The organism is Nitrosopumilus sp. (assembly GCF_025698945.1).
Taxonomy (GTDB): Archaea; Thermoproteota; Nitrososphaeria; order Nitrososphaerales; family Nitrosopumilaceae; genus Nitrosopumilus.
On sequence record NZ_JAILWM010000004.1, the window covers coordinates 96,263 to 117,052 of the forward strand.

General features: G+C 31.8%; 31 protein-coding genes and 2 tRNA genes. 17 read left to right on the forward strand and 16 right to left on the reverse strand.

Annotation, left to right across the window (positions count from 1 at the left end):
* Window positions 1-8: 8 nt before the first annotated feature.
* Together K5790_RS08790 and K5790_RS08795 are read right to left on the reverse strand one after the other, a co-directional pair.
* Window positions 9-161 (reverse strand): hypothetical protein, encoded by a 153-nt coding sequence (locus K5790_RS08790; RefSeq protein ID WP_297594252.1) that lies wholly within the window; start codon window positions 159-161, stop codon window positions 9-11.
* Window positions 162-191: 30 nt separating this feature from the next.
* Window positions 192-728 carry a hypothetical protein gene (locus K5790_RS08795; RefSeq protein ID WP_297594254.1) on the reverse strand — a complete coding sequence of 179 codons (537 nt, stop codon included), beginning with the start codon at window positions 726-728 and terminating at the stop codon, window positions 192-194.
* Window positions 729-779: 51 nt separating this feature from the next.
* Between K5790_RS08795 and K5790_RS08800 the strand changes: the two genes are divergently transcribed.
* Genes K5790_RS08800 through cobJ form a run of 6 tightly spaced genes read left to right on the forward strand, consistent with a single transcriptional unit; the run spans window position 780 to window position 5,940 of the window.
* Entirely contained in the window at window positions 780-1,058 is a 279-nt protein-coding gene (locus tag K5790_RS08800) for an RpoL/Rpb11 RNA polymerase subunit family protein (RefSeq protein ID WP_297594256.1), read from the forward strand.
* 2 nt (window positions 1,059-1,060) lie between these two features.
* Window positions 1,061-1,378 carry a transcription factor S gene (locus K5790_RS08805; protein ID WP_297594258.1) on the forward strand — a complete coding sequence of 106 codons (318 nt, stop codon included), beginning with the start codon at window positions 1,061-1,063 and terminating at the stop codon, window positions 1,376-1,378.
* A 34-nt stretch (window positions 1,379-1,412) separates the two neighbouring features.
* Complete coding sequence (gene pcn / locus K5790_RS08810) at window positions 1,413-2,159, forward strand: proliferating cell nuclear antigen (pcna) (RefSeq protein ID WP_297594260.1); 747 nt, start codon at window positions 1,413-1,415, stop codon at window positions 2,157-2,159.
* Window positions 2,160-2,194: 35 nt separating this feature from the next.
* A complete protein-coding gene (locus K5790_RS08815; protein WP_297594262.1) occupies window positions 2,195-3,598 on the forward strand; it encodes an aspartate kinase in 1,404 nt (467 codons plus the stop codon).
* 38 nt (window positions 3,599-3,636) lie between these two features.
* The gene (locus tag K5790_RS08820; protein ID WP_297594264.1) at window positions 3,637-5,100 is read left to right on the forward strand and encodes a hypothetical protein; all 1,464 of its coding nucleotides are present in this window, start codon (window positions 3,637-3,639) and stop codon (window positions 5,098-5,100) included.
* A 45-nt stretch (window positions 5,101-5,145) separates the two neighbouring features.
* Complete coding sequence (gene cobJ, locus K5790_RS08825; protein ID WP_297594266.1) at window positions 5,146-5,940, forward strand: precorrin-3B C(17)-methyltransferase; 795 nt, start codon at window positions 5,146-5,148, stop codon at window positions 5,938-5,940.
* Here the strand turns inward: cobJ and K5790_RS08830 are convergent.
* Window positions 5,937-6,983, reverse strand: coding sequence for a tyrosine--tRNA ligase (locus tag K5790_RS08830; RefSeq protein ID WP_367182881.1), 1,047 nt, complete (start codon window positions 6,981-6,983; stop codon window positions 5,937-5,939). The genes cobJ and K5790_RS08830 overlap by 4 nt on opposite strands.
* Before the next feature lie 94 nt (window positions 6,984-7,077).
* Between K5790_RS08830 and K5790_RS08835 the strand changes: the two genes are divergently transcribed.
* Window positions 7,078-7,287, forward strand: a complete 210-nt coding sequence (locus tag K5790_RS08835) for a hypothetical protein (RefSeq protein ID WP_297594269.1) — start codon at window positions 7,078-7,080, stop codon at window positions 7,285-7,287.
* 12 nt (window positions 7,288-7,299) lie between these two features.
* On the opposite strand, the gene K5790_RS08840 is transcribed toward K5790_RS08835, so the two are convergent.
* Both K5790_RS08840 and K5790_RS08845 read right to left on the reverse strand, forming a co-directional pair.
* Window positions 7,300-7,488 (reverse strand): C2H2-type zinc finger protein, encoded by a 189-nt coding sequence (locus tag K5790_RS08840; RefSeq protein WP_297594271.1) that lies wholly within the window; start codon window positions 7,486-7,488, stop codon window positions 7,300-7,302.
* Window positions 7,489-7,567: 79 nt separating this feature from the next.
* Window positions 7,568-8,131, reverse strand: a complete 564-nt coding sequence (locus tag K5790_RS08845; protein ID WP_297594273.1) for a hypothetical protein — start codon at window positions 8,129-8,131, stop codon at window positions 7,568-7,570.
* 82 nt (window positions 8,132-8,213) lie between these two features.
* Here K5790_RS08845 and K5790_RS08850 point away from each other — a divergent pair, with 82 nt between their 5' ends.
* Both K5790_RS08850 and K5790_RS08855 read left to right on the forward strand, forming a co-directional pair.
* Window positions 8,214-9,296, forward strand: coding sequence for a DegT/DnrJ/EryC1/StrS aminotransferase family protein (locus tag K5790_RS08850; protein ID WP_297594275.1), 1,083 nt, complete (start codon window positions 8,214-8,216; stop codon window positions 9,294-9,296).
* Entirely contained in the window at window positions 9,293-9,769 is a 477-nt protein-coding gene (locus K5790_RS08855) for a tetrahydromethanopterin S-methyltransferase subunit A (RefSeq protein ID WP_297594277.1), read from the forward strand. The genes K5790_RS08850 and K5790_RS08855 overlap by 4 nt, the downstream gene beginning before the upstream one ends.
* Here the strand turns inward: K5790_RS08855 and K5790_RS08860 are convergent.
* Genes K5790_RS08860 through K5790_RS08870 form a run of 3 tightly spaced genes read right to left on the reverse strand, consistent with a single transcriptional unit; the run spans window position 9,766 to window position 11,517 of the window.
* Window positions 9,766-10,107 carry a dUTPase gene (locus K5790_RS08860; RefSeq protein ID WP_297594279.1) on the reverse strand — a complete coding sequence of 114 codons (342 nt, stop codon included), beginning with the start codon at window positions 10,105-10,107 and terminating at the stop codon, window positions 9,766-9,768. The genes K5790_RS08855 and K5790_RS08860 overlap by 4 nt on opposite strands.
* A gap of 52 nt (window positions 10,108-10,159) precedes the next feature.
* Window positions 10,160-11,053, reverse strand: a complete 894-nt coding sequence (locus tag K5790_RS08865; RefSeq protein WP_297594281.1) for a PfkB family carbohydrate kinase — start codon at window positions 11,051-11,053, stop codon at window positions 10,160-10,162.
* An 11-nt stretch (window positions 11,054-11,064) separates the two neighbouring features.
* Window positions 11,065-11,517: a hypothetical protein gene (locus K5790_RS08870; RefSeq protein ID WP_297594283.1), complete on the reverse strand. Its 453-nt coding sequence runs from the start codon at window positions 11,515-11,517 to the stop codon at window positions 11,065-11,067.
* 131 nt (window positions 11,518-11,648) lie between these two features.
* Here K5790_RS08870 and K5790_RS08875 point away from each other — a divergent pair, with 131 nt between their 5' ends.
* Window positions 11,649-12,131 carry a hypothetical protein gene (locus tag K5790_RS08875; protein ID WP_297594285.1) on the forward strand — a complete coding sequence of 161 codons (483 nt, stop codon included), beginning with the start codon at window positions 11,649-11,651 and terminating at the stop codon, window positions 12,129-12,131.
* Here K5790_RS08875 and K5790_RS08880 read toward each other — a convergent pair.
* Window positions 12,124-12,312 carry a hypothetical protein gene (locus tag K5790_RS08880; RefSeq protein WP_297594287.1) on the reverse strand — a complete coding sequence of 63 codons (189 nt, stop codon included), beginning with the start codon at window positions 12,310-12,312 and terminating at the stop codon, window positions 12,124-12,126. The two genes, K5790_RS08875 and K5790_RS08880, sit on opposite strands and share 8 nt — an antisense overlap.
* A 48-nt stretch (window positions 12,313-12,360) precedes the next feature.
* Here K5790_RS08880 and K5790_RS08885 point away from each other — a divergent pair, with 48 nt between their 5' ends.
* The gene (locus K5790_RS08885) at window positions 12,361-12,516 is read left to right on the forward strand and encodes a hypothetical protein (protein ID WP_297594289.1); all 156 of its coding nucleotides are present in this window, start codon (window positions 12,361-12,363) and stop codon (window positions 12,514-12,516) included.
* Here K5790_RS08885 and K5790_RS08890 read toward each other — a convergent pair.
* Window positions 12,467-13,393: a hypothetical protein gene (locus tag K5790_RS08890; RefSeq protein ID WP_297594291.1), complete on the reverse strand. Its 927-nt coding sequence runs from the start codon at window positions 13,391-13,393 to the stop codon at window positions 12,467-12,469. The two genes, K5790_RS08885 and K5790_RS08890, sit on opposite strands and share 50 nt — an antisense overlap.
* A complete protein-coding gene (locus K5790_RS08895) occupies window positions 13,394-13,870 on the reverse strand; it encodes a peptidylprolyl isomerase (RefSeq protein ID WP_297594293.1) in 477 nt (158 codons plus the stop codon).
* A 233-nt stretch (window positions 13,871-14,103) separates the two neighbouring features.
* Between K5790_RS08895 and K5790_RS08900 the strand changes: the two genes are divergently transcribed.
* Window positions 14,104-14,334 (forward strand): hypothetical protein, encoded by a 231-nt coding sequence (locus tag K5790_RS08900; protein WP_297594295.1) that lies wholly within the window; start codon window positions 14,104-14,106, stop codon window positions 14,332-14,334.
* 84 nt (window positions 14,335-14,418) lie between these two features.
* Complete coding sequence (locus K5790_RS08905) at window positions 14,419-14,889, forward strand: hypothetical protein (RefSeq protein WP_297594297.1); 471 nt, start codon at window positions 14,419-14,421, stop codon at window positions 14,887-14,889.
* A gap of 489 nt (window positions 14,890-15,378) precedes the next feature.
* Here K5790_RS08905 and K5790_RS08910 read toward each other — a convergent pair whose 3' ends face one another.
* The 3 genes from K5790_RS08910 to bluB form a co-directional block, all read right to left on the reverse strand.
* A complete protein-coding gene (locus K5790_RS08910; protein ID WP_297594299.1) occupies window positions 15,379-15,906 on the reverse strand; it encodes an NADPH-dependent FMN reductase in 528 nt (175 codons plus the stop codon).
* A gap of 52 nt (window positions 15,907-15,958) precedes the next feature.
* Window positions 15,959-16,051: transfer RNA gene (locus K5790_RS08915), tRNA-Arg, on the reverse strand.
* A gap of 24 nt (window positions 16,052-16,075) precedes the next feature.
* Complete coding sequence (gene bluB, locus K5790_RS08920; protein WP_297594301.1) at window positions 16,076-16,786, reverse strand: 5,6-dimethylbenzimidazole synthase; 711 nt, start codon at window positions 16,784-16,786, stop codon at window positions 16,076-16,078.
* A gap of 82 nt (window positions 16,787-16,868) precedes the next feature.
* Here bluB and K5790_RS08925 point away from each other — a divergent pair.
* Window positions 16,869-16,942, forward strand: a tRNA-Val gene (locus tag K5790_RS08925).
* A gap of 8 nt (window positions 16,943-16,950) precedes the next feature.
* Here the strand turns inward: K5790_RS08925 and K5790_RS08930 are convergent.
* Window positions 16,951-17,445 carry a hypothetical protein gene (locus K5790_RS08930; protein ID WP_297594303.1) on the reverse strand — a complete coding sequence of 165 codons (495 nt, stop codon included), beginning with the start codon at window positions 17,443-17,445 and terminating at the stop codon, window positions 16,951-16,953.
* A gap of 82 nt (window positions 17,446-17,527) precedes the next feature.
* Here K5790_RS08930 and K5790_RS08935 point away from each other — a divergent pair, with 82 nt between their 5' ends.
* The gene (locus K5790_RS08935) at window positions 17,528-18,025 is read left to right on the forward strand and encodes a CopD family protein (protein ID WP_297594305.1); all 498 of its coding nucleotides are present in this window, start codon (window positions 17,528-17,530) and stop codon (window positions 18,023-18,025) included.
* On the opposite strand, the gene rtcA is transcribed toward K5790_RS08935, so the two are convergent.
* Window positions 18,005-19,030 (reverse strand): RNA 3'-terminal phosphate cyclase, encoded by a 1,026-nt coding sequence (gene rtcA, locus K5790_RS08940; RefSeq protein ID WP_297594307.1) that lies wholly within the window; start codon window positions 19,028-19,030, stop codon window positions 18,005-18,007. The two genes, K5790_RS08935 and rtcA, sit on opposite strands and share 21 nt — an antisense overlap.
* Before the next feature lie 61 nt (window positions 19,031-19,091).
* Between rtcA and K5790_RS08945 the strand changes: the two genes are divergently transcribed.
* Both K5790_RS08945 and K5790_RS08950 read left to right on the forward strand, forming a co-directional pair.
* Entirely contained in the window at window positions 19,092-19,586 is a 495-nt protein-coding gene (locus K5790_RS08945) for a nicotinamide-nucleotide adenylyltransferase (protein WP_297594309.1), read from the forward strand.
* Window positions 19,587-19,627: 41 nt separating this feature from the next.
* Window positions 19,628-20,773, forward strand: a complete 1,146-nt coding sequence (locus tag K5790_RS08950) for an alanine--glyoxylate aminotransferase family protein (protein ID WP_367182887.1) — start codon at window positions 19,628-19,630, stop codon at window positions 20,771-20,773.
* Window positions 20,774-20,790: the final 17 nt, after the last annotated feature.

Genomic DNA, 20,790 nt, shown 5'->3' on the forward strand with positions numbered 1-20,790 from the left:
TATGTCACCTATTCAGGAATTGAAACAGTCTCAATTTTACCATCCACTGCTTTTATGAACAAAAATCTATTGTCTTTAAAGATAAATGTAATTCCATCTTCCTTATCAGGCTCTTCAACTTCAAGTATTGGCTGTCCTAAAAGACCATCATATTTTGCCATAATGATTCCACAAAAAAGTTCCTTATATCCCTAATTGATTGTGATTTCAATTTCAGGGGAACTATTTTTTACGTTTCCTGGCTCTGTGTAATCATGTTTTTGCCATGATGCAAAAGCTTCTGCGCTTATCTTGTGCTTTCCCTTTCCTAAATCTGATGCTTTGAATACAAATTTTTCATTAAAGTCAAATAATTCCTGTCTTACTTCCTCTTCTGATAGTCTGATAAATGGCTCAAAGTTTTTAGCTACCTGAACCCAAATCCTTCTATCTTTCATTGGATTGACAAGTTTTGGATTTCTAGTCCAAAAAATTGATGCCTTTCTGTACGTATCAATGGTTCTTCCCAGTTCTTTCTTCCTAAATCCACCTGTTGTCAGTTTAATACCGTATTTCATTTTGAATGAAACATCATTGTTATTGTATGCCTTTGTCCAATTTGCTTCATTGAACGCATTTCTAAGGTCACCTTCAAGTGAAAATTGGACATTTATCTCCACATTTTCATCAGATGAATATTCATCCTTTGATTTTACTAATTCTATTGCTGAAATCTTACTTTCTCCCATTCTAACCGCTCATAATGATTTATATCCACAATAAGTGCTTTTTCCGAATACATGAATGCCCAAGTGATCAGCTCAGAACCCAAAGAAATTAGCCTTTCAATCACCGAGACTGATATAGGAATCTTATACATTATTCAACATGAGCTCCTAAAGGGGTCAAATATCGATTTTGCAGGTGTTATAGTCAAACACCCACTTACAAACGAATGTTGGATGAGAATTAATTCTAGTACAAAACCACTCGGTGAAATACAAAAAGCAACAGATTCAGCAATAAAGATGGCAGACGAATTAAAGCAATTGTTTAATTCGAAAATCAAGGTAAATTAGCATTGAAGTTTTGCCCCAAATGTGAGGTCAAATTAAAAAAGAGTGGGTCTGGTCTCCAATGTACAAAATGTGGATATTCTGAGGGACAAGTAGGAAAAACTATTTCAAAAAAAATTAATGAAGACGAACCAGACTTTTCACTTCTTGCTTTTGAAGGAAATGAAGGAGAAGACACAAATCCAACGATCAAATTAGATTGTGAAAAATGTGGTCATGATGAGGCAATATGGTGGATGTTTCAAACCAGAAGTGCAGATGAACCTACAACTAGATTTTATCGTTGTACAAAATGTAAACATACTTGGCGAGATTACGCATAACGTTTAACTGGTACTGGTAGTCAAGAAAGTTAAATTGACTTTTGGTGCAAAAACAAGTGGCTCAGACGATCTAAAGGCAATCATCTCTGCAATTTCAACATTAGTTGAAGAAGCTACTTTTGTTGCAACAGCTGAAGGAATTACCTTTAGAGGAATGGATCCTTCACATGTAGCATTAATTGATATCTCTTGGCCAAATTCAGCTTTTGAAAAATATGAATGCGATAGTGACATAAAATTTGGTGTACGAATTGATGAATTCTCAAAACTGATCAAGCGAGCAGACAAAAAAGACAGTATAGAGATTAGCATCTCTGAGCAAAACATGTTGCTTGTTACAGTTGGTAAAAATAAAAAATACAAAATGCGATTAATTGAAAGTTCAGCTACTGACACACCATTACCAAAAATTCCTTATGATTCTAAAATAATCTTATCCTCTTCAAAGTTTGATAAAATTCTTGGTGATGTCCAAGTAGTATCTGATTATCTAACTATAAGCACAGCTGATTCTAAAGGAGAATTTTCAGGAAAAGGTGATTCAGGTGAAGTAACAATTGAGCTTGACAAAGCAGATGAAGATATTGAAGAGATATCATCAAAAGATGATAGTACTGGAACTTACAGTCTTGAATATCTAAATCCAGTAGTAAAAGCAGTAGGCTCTACTGCAGGCTTTATTACATGTGAGTTTTCAAGCGCAAAACCACTTAGAATTGAATTCAAAGTAGCAAATATTGGTAGAATTCACTTTTACTTGGCTCCACGCGTGGAAAGTTAAAGCATTTAAAGATTAACTAATTCAGGTATTTTGAATTGAGACTTGTTTTAAAATATGGTGGAACTTCAATCTCTGCCACTAAAGATATCCAAACTGTAGCTAAACACATCAATTCGTTATCAAAAGAAAATCAAATTGTAGTTGTTTGTTCTGCAATAAGTGGCACTACTGATGATCTTATAGAAATATCTGAATCAATAAAAAAAGAAAATAAATCAAAAGCAGATCAACTAGCAGCAAAGATTACTAATCGTCATAAACAATTAGCAAAACAAACTATAAAAAAATCTGATGTTAGAAAAAAATTACTTTCAAAACTTGAAGAAGACTTTACAGAACTCTTTGCATTAATTGATGGAATGGTTCTGTTAGGTGAAGTAACCCCAAGATCCATGGATTATCTCATCTCATTTGGTGAGCGACTATCAATAAAATTAGTATCTGCTGCAATAAATGATTCCGGTAAAAAATCAATTCCATTAACTGGAAAAGAAGTAGGAATAGTTACTGATTCAAATTTTGGTGAATCAAGACCACTAATTGATACAACCAGATTACGAGTATTAAAAACAGTGGAAGCATTATTCACAAAGAAAACAATACCAGTTGTTGGTGGATTTGCAGGAGCAGATCAACATGGACATGTAACTACATTTGGTAGAGGAGGCTCTGATTATTCAGCATCTACAATTGGTTCTTGTATAAAGGCTGATGAAATTTGGTTAATGAGTGATGTTGATGGATTAATGACTGCAGATCCAAAGATAGTAAAGAATGCAAAATTACTCAAGGAAGTATCTTATGTTGAAGCAATAGAGATGGCTATGTTTGGCGCAAAGCAAATTCATCCACGAACCTTTGAGCCTCTATTATCAAAAAAAATACCAATGAAGATTAGAAATTCTTTCAATTTGAAAAATGAAGGAACTCTAGTAACTGCTGTACCATCGCCATCAACAAAAAATACTGTAAAATGTGTAAGCTACGTAAAAAATAATGGATTAATTGATATCCGAGGGGGTAGTATGGTTGGAACTCCAGGAACTGCAGCTAAAATCTTTGCAACCTTAGCAAAGGCTGGAATCAATGTAATGATGATTTCACAAAATCCCTCAGAATCTAGTATCACAATAGTTGTAAAAAATACTGATCTTGACAAAGCAGTAGGTGCACTTGAAATGGAATTATTAGGAAAAATAATCAAAAAATTAGAAATTACTACCGATGTAGCAATTATTGCGTTAATTGGTTCAGGAATGAGAGGAACTGTTGGCGTAGCATCAAAAGTTTTTGGAGCAATTGAGAAAAATAAGGTAAATGTTTCTATGATTACTCAAGGTTCATCTGAACTTAATCTTGCATTTGTTGTTAAAAATTCTGATACAAATGCTGCAGTTCGTTCATTACATGATGCGTTTAAGCTTGATAAAATCAACTAGAACAAAATCATTTAAAGGAATAACTTCAATCTGTGTCATTGAAAAAACTCTTCGTTGTTTTATCTATAGTCCTATTCATTTCAGGTATTCTTTCTGTTTCTCTAGTATCTGATCAATTCGTTGATGCAGGTTCTCGTAAAAAAATCCACTTTACAGAAACCATTACATCTACCCAAGATCTTGGATTGGGTCATGAAAATCATCAATTGGCTTTAATACTATCTCCAAATAAGGGAACTCTTTATGATGGTTCCATGACCTTTACTTCAAGTGAGCCTGTACAACTTGTTGTACTACATGAAATTATTCCTCAGCAAGCAAAAGGACAGGCTACATGGAGCGTTGATGGAAAAACAGTTTATGGCTTGTCTCTAATTGATCTTGATAAAAAATCTGGCTCCTTTGAGTTTACAGGTGCTGCATTGGCATTGCATTCATCAAATTCCAAAGAATTTACAGCAACTGTAAGTGTTGATGGTTGGATTAGAGGACAACCAACTGAAGTCATTATGCAAAAAATAGAACTTGAAAAAGAAGAACCATCATTAATGCTCTCTAGAACAAATGTTGCAGCTACAATTCCAATGCACAAAGGAATCTATAATGGAAATCAAGTTCTATACATAATTACTGATGGAAGTGATGAAAATTTTACAAAATTACTTTCTGAACAACAAGGATGGAAAGTAGAACTTGCACCAGTTTTGGGAACAATTCCAGATAATTCATTACAAAAATTATTCATTTTTAAAAATGGGATAAAGGGAGATGGAATTTATGGATTTCAAGATGAAGTATTATCTTCTACACCTTCACAACAATCAGAATACAGTGCACTTAGTTCTGTAATTGAGGTAAAATGGAAAACCGGTCAAAAAGAAATAGTCTTTTCATCAGCTGAAGAAATTATTGCTGCAAAGGAAGCTGGTAGAGTTGAATTTAATGAAACAGGTATTGTTCTAAATACTCCTCAAATTGTTTGGCCTGATGGACAAATGAAAATTCGTTCTGAAAAAGAAATTACAAATGATATGCCATACAATGGAGGACAAATAACTGAAATAAATAAAAAAGAATTAACAGTAACTTTTGTTGCACATAGGGGTTGGGGTCCTCAAGGAGAAACTATCTACTATATTGTAACTGATGCAACACCATCAGGACCTGCTGAAACTATGGGTGTGGCATCCTCTCCAAAATCTGCAAATCTTATAGCTCATGCTGGAGCAGTAGACTTGTTTCAATTCAAAAATGGAATAAAGGGAACAGGCCCACTTGGATTCCAGCCTGGAATTGCAGGTGCATCATTAGGTGATGCAAATTATAGTCCAATGTGGAGAATTTACTTAGTTGAATGGAATGATGCAAAATCTGCACAAATTCTTGAGACAAAATCTGATATTGATTCCTTTAAGATAGACAAATTGGTCACGGTCAGTATTGCTCGCCCAACAAACAGTGATCATATAGTTAATTGTCCATTCATAGATCCTTTCCAATAAATTCTATAAACGGATAAATTACTTGATTAAAAAATTATTTTTAAATTGACTGGTAAACTATACATCGTCGGCGTTGGTCCTGGGCATCACGATCATATGACATTTAGAGCAAAAGAAGTAATTTTAGAAAGCGATACAATTGTTGGATACGAAACTTATGTGAATCTAGTTCAAGATCTTATTGAAGGTAAAACAGTCTATCGTTATGCTATGACTCAAGAAGTAGAGCGAGCTCATCAATGTATTGATCTTGCTAAATCAGGAAAAATTGTTTCTCTTGTATCAAGTGGTGATCCAGGAATTTATGGAATGGCAGGATTAATTTATGAAACACTTGCTGAAGGAGGATGGAATCCTAAAGATGGTCTTCAAGTAGAAATAGTTCCTGGCGTATCAGCATTAAACTCATGTGCATCAATAGTTGGTTCACCATTAATGACTGATTTTGCAGTTGTTAGTATGAGCGATTTATTAGTTCCTTGGGAAATTATTGAAAAAAGAGTAGAAGCTGCAGCACAAGGAGATTTTGTTATTGTAATTTATAATCCTGCAAGCAAAAAAAGAATTCATCAATTACAAGATACAAGAAAAATTCTTTTAAAATATAGAAAACCTACAACTCCTGTTGCAATTATTAAAGGTGCATTTAGAGAATCTGAAACAATTGTTATGACTGATTTAGAGAACTTGCCAAATCATTCAGACAAATTAGGCATGATCAGTACAGTAATTATAGGAAATTCATCTACATACACCTACAAAGATTTGATGATCAATCCAAGAGGTTACAAATCAAAATACAATCTAGAAGAACAAACTAATCCAAATCTTAAAGTCTAATAGCTCTTCTTTATTGCCTCACTTAGTTCTTCACTAAGATTAATCTTATCTCGAATTGGAGAAATTATTTTTGTCAAGTAATTTCCAACAGTTTGCTTTAGATCTCCTGGATGTAATTTCTTTTCAGCAAAATCTGATTCTAGCTGTGAAAAATTACCATATGATACATTGCCACCAAATTTTTCTGGTCTTTCAACATTCATTTCTTTGAATTCATGAAAAATTATTGTTCTTGCAATTTCTAATAATGGATTGTTTAGAATATTTGCCTCCTCACACCATGCTTTGCTAATTTTCTTCTTTATCTCATCATCAGAATTATGAATAAAAACGCCTGAATTTGGATCTGACTTGCTCATTTTTGCAAGTATTTGAGAATTACTTGTATCTACTGGTTTTGTAAGTCCAGGTAGAAGTTTATGATGAACTGCAACAGGAACCTTCCATTTCATTTTTGGAAATATCTCCCTAACTAACATGTGGATCTTTCTTTGATCCATTCCAGCATGAGCAATATCCACATCCAATGAATGAATATCAACTGCTTGCATAGGTGGATAAAGCAACTTTGCCAGCTCTATCTTATCTTCATTTTCTGAACGACCCATTATAGTAAGAGTCCTCATTGTTCTAGCAAGTGACATATGTTTTGTAAATTTGACAAGTTCAGACCAATATTCTGTTTTTTCCTCATAAAGTTTTGAGCCAAAAACAATTTGTGCATCAGGACATACTAGTTTGAATGCATCTTGATAATATTGAGAAACTTTTGAAATGGTATCCCAATCTCCACCTAGTTTATCATTGATCAAAGTATGCCAATCTGCAAGAAAAACTGTACATTTTACTCCGGCCTTTACAAAATCATTAATCTTGAAACCTGTACTGATCAAACTTCCTAAATGTAAGAATCCCGAAATCTCTAAACCAATGTAGTGTTTTGGTGAAGAATTTGTTTTGAATAATTCTATTAATTCATCATGTGTAACAACTTCTTCAGTTGGAGGCTTTTCAATTAACTCAACTTTCTCCATAATATCCAAATCAAATCAGCTTTTGGGATCTAAACCTATAAAGTTATTCAAACAAGTTTAATGAATTTGGAAGGTTTGAATATTGGATTTATTTACATTGATTATGACTCTAGAAGAAGGACTAGAACTGATTGAACATTACAAGAAAGGATTGAAAAAATTTTTAGAAACTTTACCTGAGCAATCTGTACAATTAGGATCAGAAATGATTAATGCACTAACTTTGAATTCCAAAAATGAAATTTCAAACCTAGAATCTATTGAAAAAGCACTAAAACGACCTGCAAAATATGAATCAGGATTATCTGAATAATTTTCTATAATTCTATTTACAATTTTTTTTATGTTTTCTTAAATCCTCTTGAGTATCAAACTCAGTATTGCATACTCTGCATTTTTCTTTTTTCTTGTTATGGGCCACCTCTTGATGTCTCTTTAATCGTTCAGAATCTGATAGAACAGTACCGCATTTTTTACATTTTAAATCGTTTTTACTGGATCCAAAGAGTCCCATACCCAATCCATTATCTATACTAAGAGAAATAGTTTCTATGCAAAATTAAAGAAAAATCTAAATTTTCTTGATTATTCAACTACTCATCTAAGCTTTTTCTGGGTTTGATGCTTAGATAAAATGCATGAGTACTAATGATAAATGCTGCAAGAAAAACTTTGGTTGCAAAAACTAAATTCCATGGCCGATCTGGATCTGGATAGGCAACTGATAATCTATCAATGTCTGGTACTATTCCATCCACAATTCCTGCAGTGATTTGTGCATTTAGAACTGTAAAATTGTATAATACTTCATAGAGTGTAATGATAGAAAATCCTAACAACATTAACTGAAGTAGAGCCATTCTTGTTCCGACTAACTTATTTCCTGCAGTTCGTCTCCACCCAATTCTAGAAACACAATACCATCCAATTATTGTTGAAAAAAATATCCAAGTTGAAACTCTAGCAAAATTTTCAAATGGAATTGTTGTATTGTGTATAGCTTCACCCATAACATAAGTGCCATTTTCTAACCATTCAACAGTGGTTACATAAACTCCAAAAATTAGTGATGATATCATAATAAATCCACATACATAGAAAATATACAGATAAACTCTATATCCTGAATCTGTTTTTTCAAGATGACGTGGTTTCATAATGCCGTTTGCCAAATTTTGAAATATAAAAATTCATGTTTACTTGACGAGATTTATAGAGTAGTTATTAACAGAATTACTAATGAAAATTGCAATTAATGTCCCATTAGTAGGCAAAGAAGAGATTGCTGAAGTAACTTCTATTCTTAAAAATGGAGCATTAACCTCGTCAGCAAATCAAGGGGGTAAATATGTCCAGAAATTTGAAAAATCTGCATCCTCTTTTGTAAAATCAAAATATGCAATTGCAGTCAACTCTGGTACAGCTGCTCTTCAAGCAGCACTATATGCATTAGATATCAAAAGAGGTGATGAGGTAATAGTTCCATCATTTACCTTTGTAGCAACTGCAAATGCGGTTATTTCAACTGGAGCAAAACCTGTTTTTGCTGATATACTAAAAGAGAATTATACATTAGATCCTGCTGACGTTAAGAAAAAAATTACTAAAAAAACTCGTGCAATAATCCCTGTTCATCTTTATGGACACGTAGCAGATATAGAAGAATTCTCAGAAATTTCTAACAAGAATAACATTCCAATTATAGAAGATGCTGCACAATCTTTAGGTTCAACTTACAAAGGAAAACACACTGGTACATTTTTTGAAATGGGATGTTATAGCATGTATCCAGCAAAAGTTATGACCGCAGGAGAAGGAGGATTTATTGTAACAAACAACAAAATGCTTAGAGATAAACTATTGATGATCAGAAATCATGGAATGGTTAATGGTTATGATACCAAAATATTTGGTCTAAATTTACGATTACCAGAAATTAATGCTGCAATTGCAAATATACAAATAAAAAAACTTCCAAAATTTTTGAAGATAAGAAAAAGTAATGCAACTTTATTATCAAAATTATTATCTGAACTTAAAATACAGCTTCCTTTATCACGAAAAAATGAAAATGTAAATTGGTATCTTTACACGATTGGAACTAACAAACAAACTCAGCTACTAAAAAAATTAAATCAAAAAGGAATTGGTGCAGCATCATATTACCCCACACCGGTTCACAAAACTCCATTTTACAAATTAAAATCTAAACTTCCTGTTACTGACTGGGCAGCATCTCATGTAGTATCTTTACCAATTCATCCAAAAGTAACTGAAAAAAATATTGAATATATTGCAAAAACTGTTAGTGAAATACTTTGAATTCTCTAGGAGAAGCTATAGGAGAACTTTGTAAGGTAATTTTACCCATACCTGAGCACTATTTTATAGGAAATTCTGATTCATCTGTCTGTGTTTGCACGCTCTCAAGCATAGATCTTCTCAAAAAATTTGAAAATTCTGAAATTTTAAACCATATTTTCATGGTTGGAAGATTACTTTCTGAGAATAAAGGAATAGATTCCATTATTGAATTTGTAAATAAAAATCAAAAAATCAAAACAATTATTGTTTGTGGAAAAGAAGTTTGGGGACACAAAGCAGGACACTCATTATTTGAATTACACAAAAATGGAATTGATGGTAATCAAAGAATCATTAATTCAACTAGTCCTGATCCAATCCTAACAGTTTCAAAATCTAAAATAAAACACTTTCAAGATAAAATTGAATTAGTAAATCTAATTAATGAAACAAATTTTGAAAAAATTATTCAAAGAATAAAAAATTACTAGTATCCATTTCTCTGTCTTTCTCTGTTAATTTCGTTTTTTTTCTTGTATTCATCTAATATGTCATCTGGAGAAAGTTTCAATTCAAGTGATGCTTGTACAACAAAATGCCAAATATCTATCAATTCTTCTCTTGCTTCTGCCTCATCAAACTTTATTGGAGTTTTCCACCATTTCCAATTTGTTGTACGCTGTAACTCAACTGCTTCATGCATAATTGCAGTACATAATGCAGAAACTCTTCCCTCCGTATCTTTTGGATATCTATCAAGTTTCATCATTTCAGAAAGTCCTTTTTGAAGTTTGAATATTTCTTCTAACCGATCTAATTTTTCAGACATTTCTTGAGACAATGATAAATTAATTTGAATAATTACTGAACTTAAGTCTTTTTTAAAACCTAATCATCTTTTCATAAATTTTTACTCGTTTTGCTATATCGCCTTTTTTGATTTTTAGTAATCCGTCTAATCCATATCTTTCAACTGCAAAAGAACCTAAAACATTTCCATAAACTACTGCTTTTTTAATCTCTGATATACTGGTTGAATTTTTACTTGCAAGATATCCTATCATGGCTCCTGCAAAGGAATCTCCTGCACCTGTTGGATCTACCACATCCTCTAAGGAAAATCCAGCAGTAGGGAAAATTACCTCATCATAAAACATCAATGATCCGTGCTCCCCTTTTTTAATTATAACATATTTTGCTCCCCATTGCATCATTTTTTTAGCACATTTTATCAGATTGAATTCTTTTGTGAGGAGTTTAGCTTCTTCGTCATTTATTACGACTGCATCAACTGCTTTAATCATTTTAATCACAGCTTCTCGTTTAGTTGATATCCAAAAGTCTATTGTATCACACATTGAAAATTTTACTTTATCAAATTCTTTGATTAACTTTGTATTTTGTTCAGGATCATTATTAGCTAGATATACAAATTGTGATTTTTTGTAAGCTTCTGGGACTTTTGGTTTAAAATCTCCCAATACATTTAATTCTGTTTTTAAAGTTGATCTGGTACTTAGTGTATCGTCATACTTACCATCATAACGAAATGTTTTTCCGTCTTTTATCGTAAATCCCTGCAAATCAAGATATTTGGATAATATATCATGATGCTTCTTTGGAAAATCTTTTCCAACTACGGCAATTAATCCTGTATCTACAAAATTACTTGCTGAAATGGCAGCAAAAGTTGCAGCTCCACCTAATACATTTCTTAATGTTTTCTTTGGTGTTCTAATAGTATCTAGTGCTGTTGAACCAAAAACAGTAAGCATTTGTGTAAAACTTAACTTTCATGTATAAATTCTCTTGCTTGCTCTTCTGTTGGATAATATACAAATGGTACGTTAATTGATGCAAATAACACGTCATACTTTGTTTCTCCTGTAATCTTTACTGAGTTTGTTTTTCCATCAGAATTTGAATAGGTTTGAAATGTTCCTTTAACATTACTACTATCTAAAGGCTGTAATGTGAATGGTTCCAATTGACCTATTCCAATAATTTCATCCTTAGAGATTACATAGAATTCAGTTTCGCCAGCAGATAATATTAAGACTGATGGATTTTGAAATTTTAATTCTATATTATAAAATGAACTCTCTTCATTCTCACTTAGTAGTTCGCTACTAGAAATGCTTACACCAATCTGTGAAGCGGAAGCATATTGTGAATAACCAAAAATACTCATGGCTAATACAAAGAGAACTATTAGACCTCCTTTTTTAGATGATTTCACGACTAGTTATTACAAAATTACATTTTAACTCAGGAGGAAAAAATTCCAAATAAATTGTGTAAAAGTTTTGATCTAATCTTAAAGCACATTAGAGCTAACAGGATAAATCAAAATTGGTCAAGTATTAGTCAGTGGCTAGAATTAAACTCAAGCTAGGTGAAAATGAAATTGAAGTCGACTCTAGAGACTTCTATGTAGATAATCAAACATTAAGTGAAGTAATTGACAGTCTTTCTCAACATCTACCTGAAAATCAAGCAAAACTAGTCTATGAGCCTGAATCTACTCAAAATTTACAAGTTGAGCATCCAGCAAAATATGGCTTAGAATATCTTGATGATGCTGAAGCATTTGAACCAGAATTTAATGAACCTAAACATATCCAATCACATGAAATCAAATCTAAATTAAGAATTTTAGAGACAAGTAGATTCTTTGATTCTCCTAGAACTGTTACTGAAACAGTTGAACAATTACGAGAATATGGTTGGGCTGCAAGTCCATTAGATGTATCAAAAGCTTTAGCAAAAATGGCATCAAACAAAGAAATTCTAAAAAATTCTAGTGAGAATAGAACACATTATTTTATTCAAGAACCCTTAGTAGCTAATTAGAAAAATCACATTTTTCACAATTTGGAAAAGTTTCTCCATCTAAATGATCAAAATGGGTATTGCATTGATTGCAGGTGTGATGCATATCAAAATATCCATCCTTTTCTATTTGTCCAATTCTATTTGATTCAAGATCTGTACTCTTACATTTGATACAGTGACAACCACATTCTATTTTCATAATTATTCTCCGATAATGTATGTATAGTTCACATGAGTATACAAATCATTGGAAAAGAAAAGAGAGATCCCTTTAGAAATTGATGATCACTTCAAACTTTATGGTAAAGAACCATGGGAAGTAGAATATGGTGAAAAATGCCCAATATGTGAAGTCAGAATTGACGAATATGGATTTTGTTCATGTGGTTCTGGTGGAGATTAATTTTTTTAAATAATGGAATTATCAGTATTATTAAAAATCCTATGACTAATGGAGCTACTGGGAATTCAGGAATTACCGTAGTCCCTACAATCATTATTTCTCCTGGTTCTTCAGGTTCAAAGTTGAGCCAAACATGTGTTCCATTGTTGTAATCTCTAAAGAAAATTTTTCCATCATCATGAAACAAAGTATATGGCTCCCATAACAATTCTAATGGAATAATTACATTGACAAAATTTGTACCATCTAGATCTCTAAATGTAATACTCTTAGTTGGTTGATCAAAAACAAATTCTTCTATGTTTGAATGACTTTTAATCTCTACAATGAATTCGTTATCTTTCCATTTTACATTTTTAAAAATTTGTGGTTCATTAGTTGAATATTTCAAAAGTATTTGACAACCATGACATGTTATTCCTCTCTTTTCATCTAGAAAGACTGTTCTTTCATTAGCATATATCAGATCAACTTGTTCTGGAAATAAAAAATCAGTTGTTTCTAAATATAAGAAACTCCAAGTCCATACATTATCTTTTTGGGTTAATACGTGATCAAGATCATATTCAATTACAGAATTTGTGTCTGATGGAAGAATCAGAACAGATGTATTATCTCCTATTATTGAGAATTGCTTTTCTTCACCTTCATTATTCGTGACTGAAATATTAGAAACAGTCCCATATATCAGATCAACTTGTTTTGGTAAATTTGATTTAACTATGACATGTTTTACATGAACGTCTCCATCTAAACTAATGAATACTTCCACAGACTTTTGTGTAGCTTTTTCTCCAATTGACAATTGAGCATTGGCTACTGGAATTATTGTTAATAGTGTAAAAATTACTAAAAATCCTAAAATCTTTGTATCCATTTATTCCACAGTAACTCGAAGCATTTTTGCCTCTTCTAGTGGGCAATCATTTTGATCACGTTGAAGTTTTACAATCTTATCTGCCACATCCATCCCTTCAGTAACTTCTCCAAATACGGTATATTGCCTGTCAAGAAATGTACTATCTGAGGTTACAATGAAAAACTGTGACCCTGCGCTATCTGGATCTTGCGCTCTTGCCATAGAAACAATTCCTCGTAAATGGGATCTAGAACTAAACTCAGCCTTTATTGTATGACCCGGTCCTCCCATTCCCCATGAACTTTTGTTATCTGTTTTAGTATTTGGATCTCCACCCTGAATCATAAATCCAGGAATGACTCTATGGAAAAGTGTACCGTCATAGAATCCATCTTTAGCTAATTTCTCAAAATTTCTTACTGTCTCTGGTGCAAGTTCAGGAAGAAGTTTAAATGAAATATTTCCATGATTGGTTTCAATCTTAACTGTAGCCATTAAAATTTTTTCTAACATTATATCATAAGAGTCTTTTGCGAGATCACTGGAAATTTCTTATAGAAATTTTAAGTATGTTGAAAAATCCATAACTATCAGTACGTTTTTCGTTGTTAGCTATATCTATGAAGACTTTGAAAAATTTTATTTTTTTAATATGAAATTTTTATAAATGACATTTTGAAAATCTAAAAGTTATAGTCTTATATAGAACAACTAAAACTTAGAATTCGTTGAATCGTACAAACCAGAGCACGATCATTAAAGAAGCAATTAATTCTTATCTTGACAAAGGGGTAACCGATAAGCAGGATATCTATACAAAAGTTGTAGATGAACTTGGTGTTCCACGACCAACCGTAAGAAGGGTTGCAAGAGATCTGCGAACAGAACTATTACAAAAAATCCAAATTCTACAATCAGATATGCCAAAAGCATCTGCTACCTCTGAAGAAGACGAATAAACTCGGCTCCTTTTTCTTTTTAATTTATACCACTTTCTGAGTATCAGCATTAACATTATAAACAATGAATTTTTCAAATTATTTATGGGATATTTGGGAAATCATTTAGCTACTGTAACAACTGGTATCTTTGCAGCAGTACTTACAGGATTATGGCCATATTTTATTGACTTTGCACCAATTCTTAATTTCATATTCATTATGGCAGTACCAATTACATGGTTTTTGACATTTACATGTTGGATTTCACAAAAAAGTGCTGATTACATGCACAAACATGCACCGAATCATGCTCATTCTGAAAAAAAAAGCTTGAGTAGTACACAAACAATTCAAACAACAACCACTGGTACTCAAATCAGTCTTTCAGAAATAAAACAAGTTCAAAACGAATTATCTTCAGAACTTGTAAATCTAAAAGAATCGGTAAAACTAAAAGATAGTGAAATTGAACGATTAAATCAAGAGATCTCTAATTTACAAACTTTAGTGCAGATCGAATCATTAAAAACTGAATTAGCTAATTTAAAGATGCTAGCTTCTAAAAGAAAATAAAATTAATCTTTACAATGACAACATTCTATTCCATGATTGTTCTTACAACTAGGACAACTTTCTGCTCCTCCAAAATGACATTTACAGGAACATAATTCAGTAGGATCTTTTTTCAAACTCAATGTAATACTTGTTAATCATCTTGATATTTGTATTTTGCATAATTAGATGAAAGAACTCGATTTACAAGCAATATTTTACGAATATTCAAAAATTATTTTTTTAAATTTGAATATTGGAATTACTAAACTAATCATTTTTTCTATCTAGTAAAAATAAAAAATATTTATCTGTGTTTGAAAAATTAATTATTTCTAAATATTAGTATGATAATATCATACTATTTTTTTCATTATTATATAATTAGAAATTTAATTTAAAAAATAAAAAATTAATTGTGCTCTTTAAATTTTTAAAATTTCTTAAATTTAAAATATAAAATTAATTAAAAATACGATTTAATGACACTCATTAATTATTTTTGAAAAACTAGTTTTGTTGAATTTTTGAAGAAAGCCCCAAAGTTTCATCAACCATTTCTTTGAGCCTATTTTGTGCATCCTCTAGAATACCAGCTGATGATACGGATTCTATAGTTAAAAAAACAGCCTTTGGGTTTGTTATAACTCTGAAATAAGATAACAGTTGGGTAAGTAACGTTTGAACATCAACGAAACCGATATTTCCGGCAGCTAAAATTGCCATTCCTGCAACTTTTCCTGGTGTTTTTTTGTAATCTATATACTCAAAGAGGTTTTTTAATGCTGAACTAAAAAATGAATTATAGATTGGTGAACCAATTAGCCATACATCTGCATCCATAATATCAACTGCAGCATTCTTTGTTTCTTCATTATATTCTTCGGTCGGACCTCTATAACATTCAATTTTACCTTCTGAAAGATTGATAAATTTTGTATCTGGATTTTTTGTTTTCGTATATTCGTAAACATAATTCATCATTACCTCTGTGTTTGCATTTTTTCTTGGACTACCAGATATTACTACAACTTTCACATCTTCAACCTACTGTCTTTGTATTTAAATTTCCTTTTTGATGAAAATTAAACGGGCTTGGAGGGCTTCGATCCCTCGACCTGTAACTTAGGAGGCTACTGCGCTATCCATGTTGCGCGTCAATTTGACTCTGCGCTACAAGCCCAGCAAAAAAAATACTCTTAATTATTTAAGCGTAATCAAGATCATCTTTGATCATTTCTTGAATACCATTCCAAGATTCATTTTTTTTATCATCCCACTTTTCAAAATACACAACATCTTTCAAATCAAGTCTTGGTAACCATCCCGCAGTTTCAAGATCTGGTTTTTCTGCAAATTCATCAACATAACCTAAACACAAGTATGCTACAGGAATTACATGTTCAGGTAATTCTAATGCATCCTTTAGTGCATCATTAGATAGAATACTTACCCATCCAAGTCCGACTCCTTCTGCTCTAGCTGATAGCCATAAGTTCTGAATTGCACAACAAACACTATACAATCCAGCCTCAGGAATACTAGATCTTCCTATAACAAATGGTCCAAATTTAGTAGGATCATATGTTACACAAAGATTCACTGGAGATTCCAAAATTCCTTCTAATTTGAATGAAAGATATTTTGATCTCTTTGGTTCTTCAATTAATTGTGATGAGCGATTCTTTTCTTCTTCAAATGATAATTTAATTTTCCTTTTTGTTTCTTCACTTTTTATTAAAATGAAATTCCATGGCTGTGAAAATCCTACAGATGGAGCATGATGTGCTGCATGAAGGATTTTTGATAAAATTTCATCTTCTATGGGCTTTGATGTAAAATGAGTTCTAACATCTCTTCTTGAATAAATTGCCTTATAGAAACCCCTTTTTTCATCTTCAGTAAAATCTTCAGTCAATTATTATACGCCTTCATTCATTTATTCAATTCTTGCTTTTGTTAAACGTTAATAATGTCTGCACCTAGACTTTTACTTCAATGGGCCGGTAGTCTAGCTGGTTAGGATACCGCCTCGACACGGCGGTGATCGTGAGTTCGAATCTCACTCGGCCCACTTTTTAATTAAAAACCAGTCTTGAATTCTTTTTCAATAGTGCTCCAAGAAGTTTCTGTTGTTATACTTCCTTCTGCAATAAAACTAGTGATTTTGTTTTCTATTGCTGCCTGATAAATTTCTGAATTTGTTTCAGATTTACTTAGAACAAATGTATTTTTCAAAGGAATTTCTGCACCTCCATAAAATATTGCTCTACCTGGTAATGCTATATCTGCAGTAGAATATTGACCTGAACCAAGTAAAACCCCATCGCCATAAAGTTGGTAACCAATAACTGAAACTGTAAATGTTTTATCGCTTGGATTCTTTACAAGAAAAGTAACATCAAATTTTGCCTGATTCTTAACTGTGCTCACATCTCTAAGTTCAACACTTTTTAATTCAATCTCAACTTGTTCAAGATCCACATTATCTAAACTAGCATAGTAAACAATACCTCCCATCAACGCTAATACTCCTGCAATTGCAGCATAAACTGTCATTTTATTTTGGAGAGTCATTTCTATGGTATCAGATTATGTACAACTAAAAAACGTTGTTAAGATCCAAATACATAATATTTGATTTAAAATATCATAAACTATGAGTGCAATAGAGCAAGCAATTCTTACATTTATTCATCTTGTTGCAGCTGCAATTTGGATAGGAGGATCACTTTTCATTGGAATTGTTTTTTCTCCTCTTTTGAAAACAATGACAGATTCATTAGAAGAAAGAATGCAAATAATGATTCGTGTTGGAAGAAGATTCAACAAAATTGCAGTTCCATCATTGATTGTTCTTATGGGAACTGGCTTGTATAGTTCATTTGCATTACTCAGTAAACCTGACTTACTTGTCGCAACAAGTTATGGAACCTATTTGATAATCAAAATAATTCTTGTTATTGCCTTAATTATTACGTACATTATTCATGTTAGAGTGATTAGAAAAGATGTTGAAGAAAAAATCATGTCAAAAAAAATGCCAGAGCATGAAATTCAAAAATTAAGAAAAAAAATTATCATACTTGGTGAAATTACAGTAGTTCTATCAATTGCAATCTTATTCTTTGCATCATTACTTGATGCCGGAGTCTGAAATACCTTCAATTATAACCTCAAATCCATGGGGAATTTTTCCTACCCCATATTTACATCCTGTAATTTTTGATGTCACAAACAAGTTAGTCTCTAAATGTTTAGATATTTTTCCAACATGAAAAATACTTTTTTTGTTAGTTAGACTTGCAGGTACTACCAACATATCTGCTAACTTATCATCAACTCCAAACATATTTCCCATAAATCCTTCAATATCTATATCAAAAACATGATTTTTCTTATCATATATGCTATCTACTCCAATTATTGAATTGTCATCTATACTACATATCAATAAGGATGCTCCAGAATCCAAAGCATTCTGATTTTCTAAATGTACTTCAACTTGAAATTTTTCTTTAATTAATTTATTTTTAATTAGTGCAATTTCTTTTTCTATTTCATTGATAGATATTTTTGAAAAAGTACAAATTATTTTTACGTTTTTCGTATTTCTTTTTGTTAAAAAAATTGGTTTAAGATTTGATGGATTAACTAATAAATTAATTTCTCCACCACCTTTTGGATAATAACCCTGTTTAATTACATTAAGAGAAAATTCAATTCCCATTTTTGAATATGCTTCTTTTAACACATTTTGTGTATATTCAATTGTTGGACTCCATTGAACATTTGTTCCGCCTTTTAATGTTAAGTTAATTTTTTTTTGTGATATTGAAACTACTGGAATAATTACTTGTAAGATTAGTGAAATGCTACCTGCTGTTCCTACATCTTCTACTAGTTCTAAGCTTTCAATTTCTCCTGGAATAAATTTTAATTCTGTGGAGCCTATCTCTGCTCCAATAACATAAGCATTTGAAATTTTTTCAAGAATTTTTATCATTGTTAGATGTTGTGGTCGTAGTCCAGGAATTCTTCGATTCATTCTAATTTTTTCAATATGAATAGGTTGTTTTGTGATACATGATATGGTAATTGCTGAACGAATAATTTGTCCTCCACCTTCACCATATGCTCCATTGATTTTTAGAAATTCCACAAATCATTTGAATTTCTACTCTTTATGATAGTTTTTTAAAAAGAAATTTTCTAACTTTTGTATGAATGGTTTGTTAATAGGGAGATTCCAACCTTTTCATTTAGGACATCTAGAGGCATTGAAATTTGCTCTATCGAAGGTTGATAAATTATGGGTGGGATTGGGCAGTTCTAATAAACCACTAGAAAAAATCAATCCCTTTTCTGCTGAAGAACGAAAAGAAATGATTCTATCCTCTATAGATGATTCCATGAAAGAAAGAATTTCAATTTATTTTATTCCAGACTTGGATAATCATGTCAGATGGATTGAAAAAATAGATACAATTGTTCCAAGATTTGATATTGTTTTTTCAAATGATGACTTGACAAAACATCTGTATTCTAAAAGATCAGTTCAGGTAATTCCTATTCCATTTTTGAAAAGGGATGAGTTATCTGGAACAAATATTAGGGATTTGATTATTAGCGATCAAAAATGGGAGAATCTAGTACCTGAGGGCACAAAAAATTTTCTAATAAAATCTAGTGCTATAGACCGATTAAAAAATCTCTAATTATAAATAAACCCCATATTACATTGAGAAATAGAATTCAAATGGAATACCTCTCAATGCTTCCTGGTCCTACAAATGTACCTAATAGAGTAATGAGAGCAATGTTAGCACCAATTATCAATCATCGTAGTGATGATTTTGTTGAATTATACACTGATGTTGTTTCAAAAACACAACAAGTGTTTGAAACACAAAATGATATTGTAGCTTTGTCTGCATCTGGAACAGGTGCAGTTGAAGCAGGTGTAGTTAATTTAGTTAAAAAAGGTGATAAAATTATCATACCTGTAAATGGAGAATTTAGTGGTAGATTAGCACAACTAATTGAAAATCAAGGATGCAATGTAGTAAAACTTCAAACTCCTCCAGGACAAAATGCCACTTTTGATCAAGTAAAAGAAGCATTTGATAATAATAAAGATGTTAAAGCATTCTATGTTGTTCACAACGAAACTTCTACAGGCACTATGGTAAATTATCTTGATAAAGTATCTGACTTGACATCAAGAAATGACGCATTCTATGTAGTTGATTCAGTTTCATTACTTGGTGGTGCTCAACTCCCAGTTGACAAATGGAATATTGATGTATGTATGACTGGTGCTCAGAAAGCTATTGCTGCCCCACCTGGAATCTCACCAATTTCTATAAGTCCAAGAGCTAAAAAATACATGATTGAAAATCCTCCACCTACAATGTATTTCAATTTAGCAAGATATTTCAAATATTATGATGAGGAAAAACATACTCCTTTCACACCTGCACTTCCATTACTTTATGCATATAGAGAAGCATTGTCTATAATGTTAGAAGAAGGATTACAGAATGTCTTTAAACGACATAAGGTATGTTCTGATGCATTATATTCCGGATTAAGTGCAATTGGTCTTACTCCATTTGCCAAAGAAGAAGATCGTTCAATCTCGATTGTTGCATTAAATTATCTTGATGGACTAGAAGACAAAACATTCAGAAATACCTTGGCTAATAAATTCAAAGTTTTAGTTGCTGGCGGATTTGGTGATCTAAAAGGCAAAGTATTCAGAGTTGGATGCATGGGAGAAGTTAGTCCATATCATGTAATGCGAACTATTTCTGCAATTTCATCTACATTAGCTATGATGGGATACGAAATAGATGCTCAAGCAGGACTAAAAACTGCAGAAGAAAAACTTAAAGCTCTCTAAACCCTGTTAACTTAATA

Coding starts and splice junctions, on each gene's coding strand:
- K5790_RS08800 (WP_297594256.1), top strand. CDS start 780: ATGAATGCCCAAGTGATCAGCTCAGAACCCAAAGAAATTAGCCTTTCA.
- K5790_RS08935 (WP_297594305.1), top strand. CDS start 17,528: ATGAGTGCAATAGAGCAAGCAATTCTTACATTTATTCATCTTGTTGCA.
- K5790_RS08835 (WP_297594269.1), top strand. CDS start 7,078: ATGACTCTAGAAGAAGGACTAGAACTGATTGAACATTACAAGAAAGGA.
- K5790_RS08905 (WP_297594297.1), top strand. CDS start 14,419: ATGGGATATTTGGGAAATCATTTAGCTACTGTAACAACTGGTATCTTT.
- K5790_RS08845 (WP_297594273.1), bottom strand. CDS start 8,131: ATGAAACCACGTCATCTTGAAAAAACAGATTCAGGATATAGAGTTTAT.
- K5790_RS08945 (WP_297594309.1), top strand. CDS start 19,092: ATGAATGGTTTGTTAATAGGGAGATTCCAACCTTTTCATTTAGGACAT.
- K5790_RS08865 (WP_297594281.1), bottom strand. CDS start 11,053: ATGCTTACTGTTTTTGGTTCAACAGCACTAGATACTATTAGAACACCA.
- K5790_RS08895 (WP_297594293.1), bottom strand. CDS start 13,870: ATGGCTACAGTTAAGATTGAAACCAATCATGGAAATATTTCATTTAAA.
- K5790_RS08890 (WP_297594291.1), bottom strand. CDS start 13,393: ATGGATACAAAGATTTTAGGATTTTTAGTAATTTTTACACTATTAACA.
- K5790_RS08840 (WP_297594271.1), bottom strand. CDS start 7,488: ATGGGACTCTTTGGATCCAGTAAAAACGATTTAAAATGTAAAAAATGC.
- K5790_RS08795 (WP_297594254.1), bottom strand. CDS start 728: ATGGGAGAAAGTAAGATTTCAGCAATAGAATTAGTAAAATCAAAGGAT.
- K5790_RS08790 (WP_297594252.1), bottom strand. CDS start 161: ATGGCAAAATATGATGGTCTTTTAGGACAGCCAATACTTGAAGTTGAA.
- K5790_RS08850 (WP_297594275.1), top strand. CDS start 8,214: ATGAAAATTGCAATTAATGTCCCATTAGTAGGCAAAGAAGAGATTGCT.
- K5790_RS08860 (WP_297594279.1), bottom strand. CDS start 10,107: ATGTCTGAAAAATTAGATCGGTTAGAAGAAATATTCAAACTTCAAAAA.
- K5790_RS08930 (WP_297594303.1), bottom strand. CDS start 17,445: ATGACTCTCCAAAATAAAATGACAGTTTATGCTGCAATTGCAGGAGTA.
- K5790_RS08950 (WP_367182887.1), top strand. CDS start 19,628: ATGGAATACCTCTCAATGCTTCCTGGTCCTACAAATGTACCTAATAGA.
- K5790_RS08880 (WP_297594287.1), bottom strand. CDS start 12,312: ATGAAAATAGAATGTGGTTGTCACTGTATCAAATGTAAGAGTACAGAT.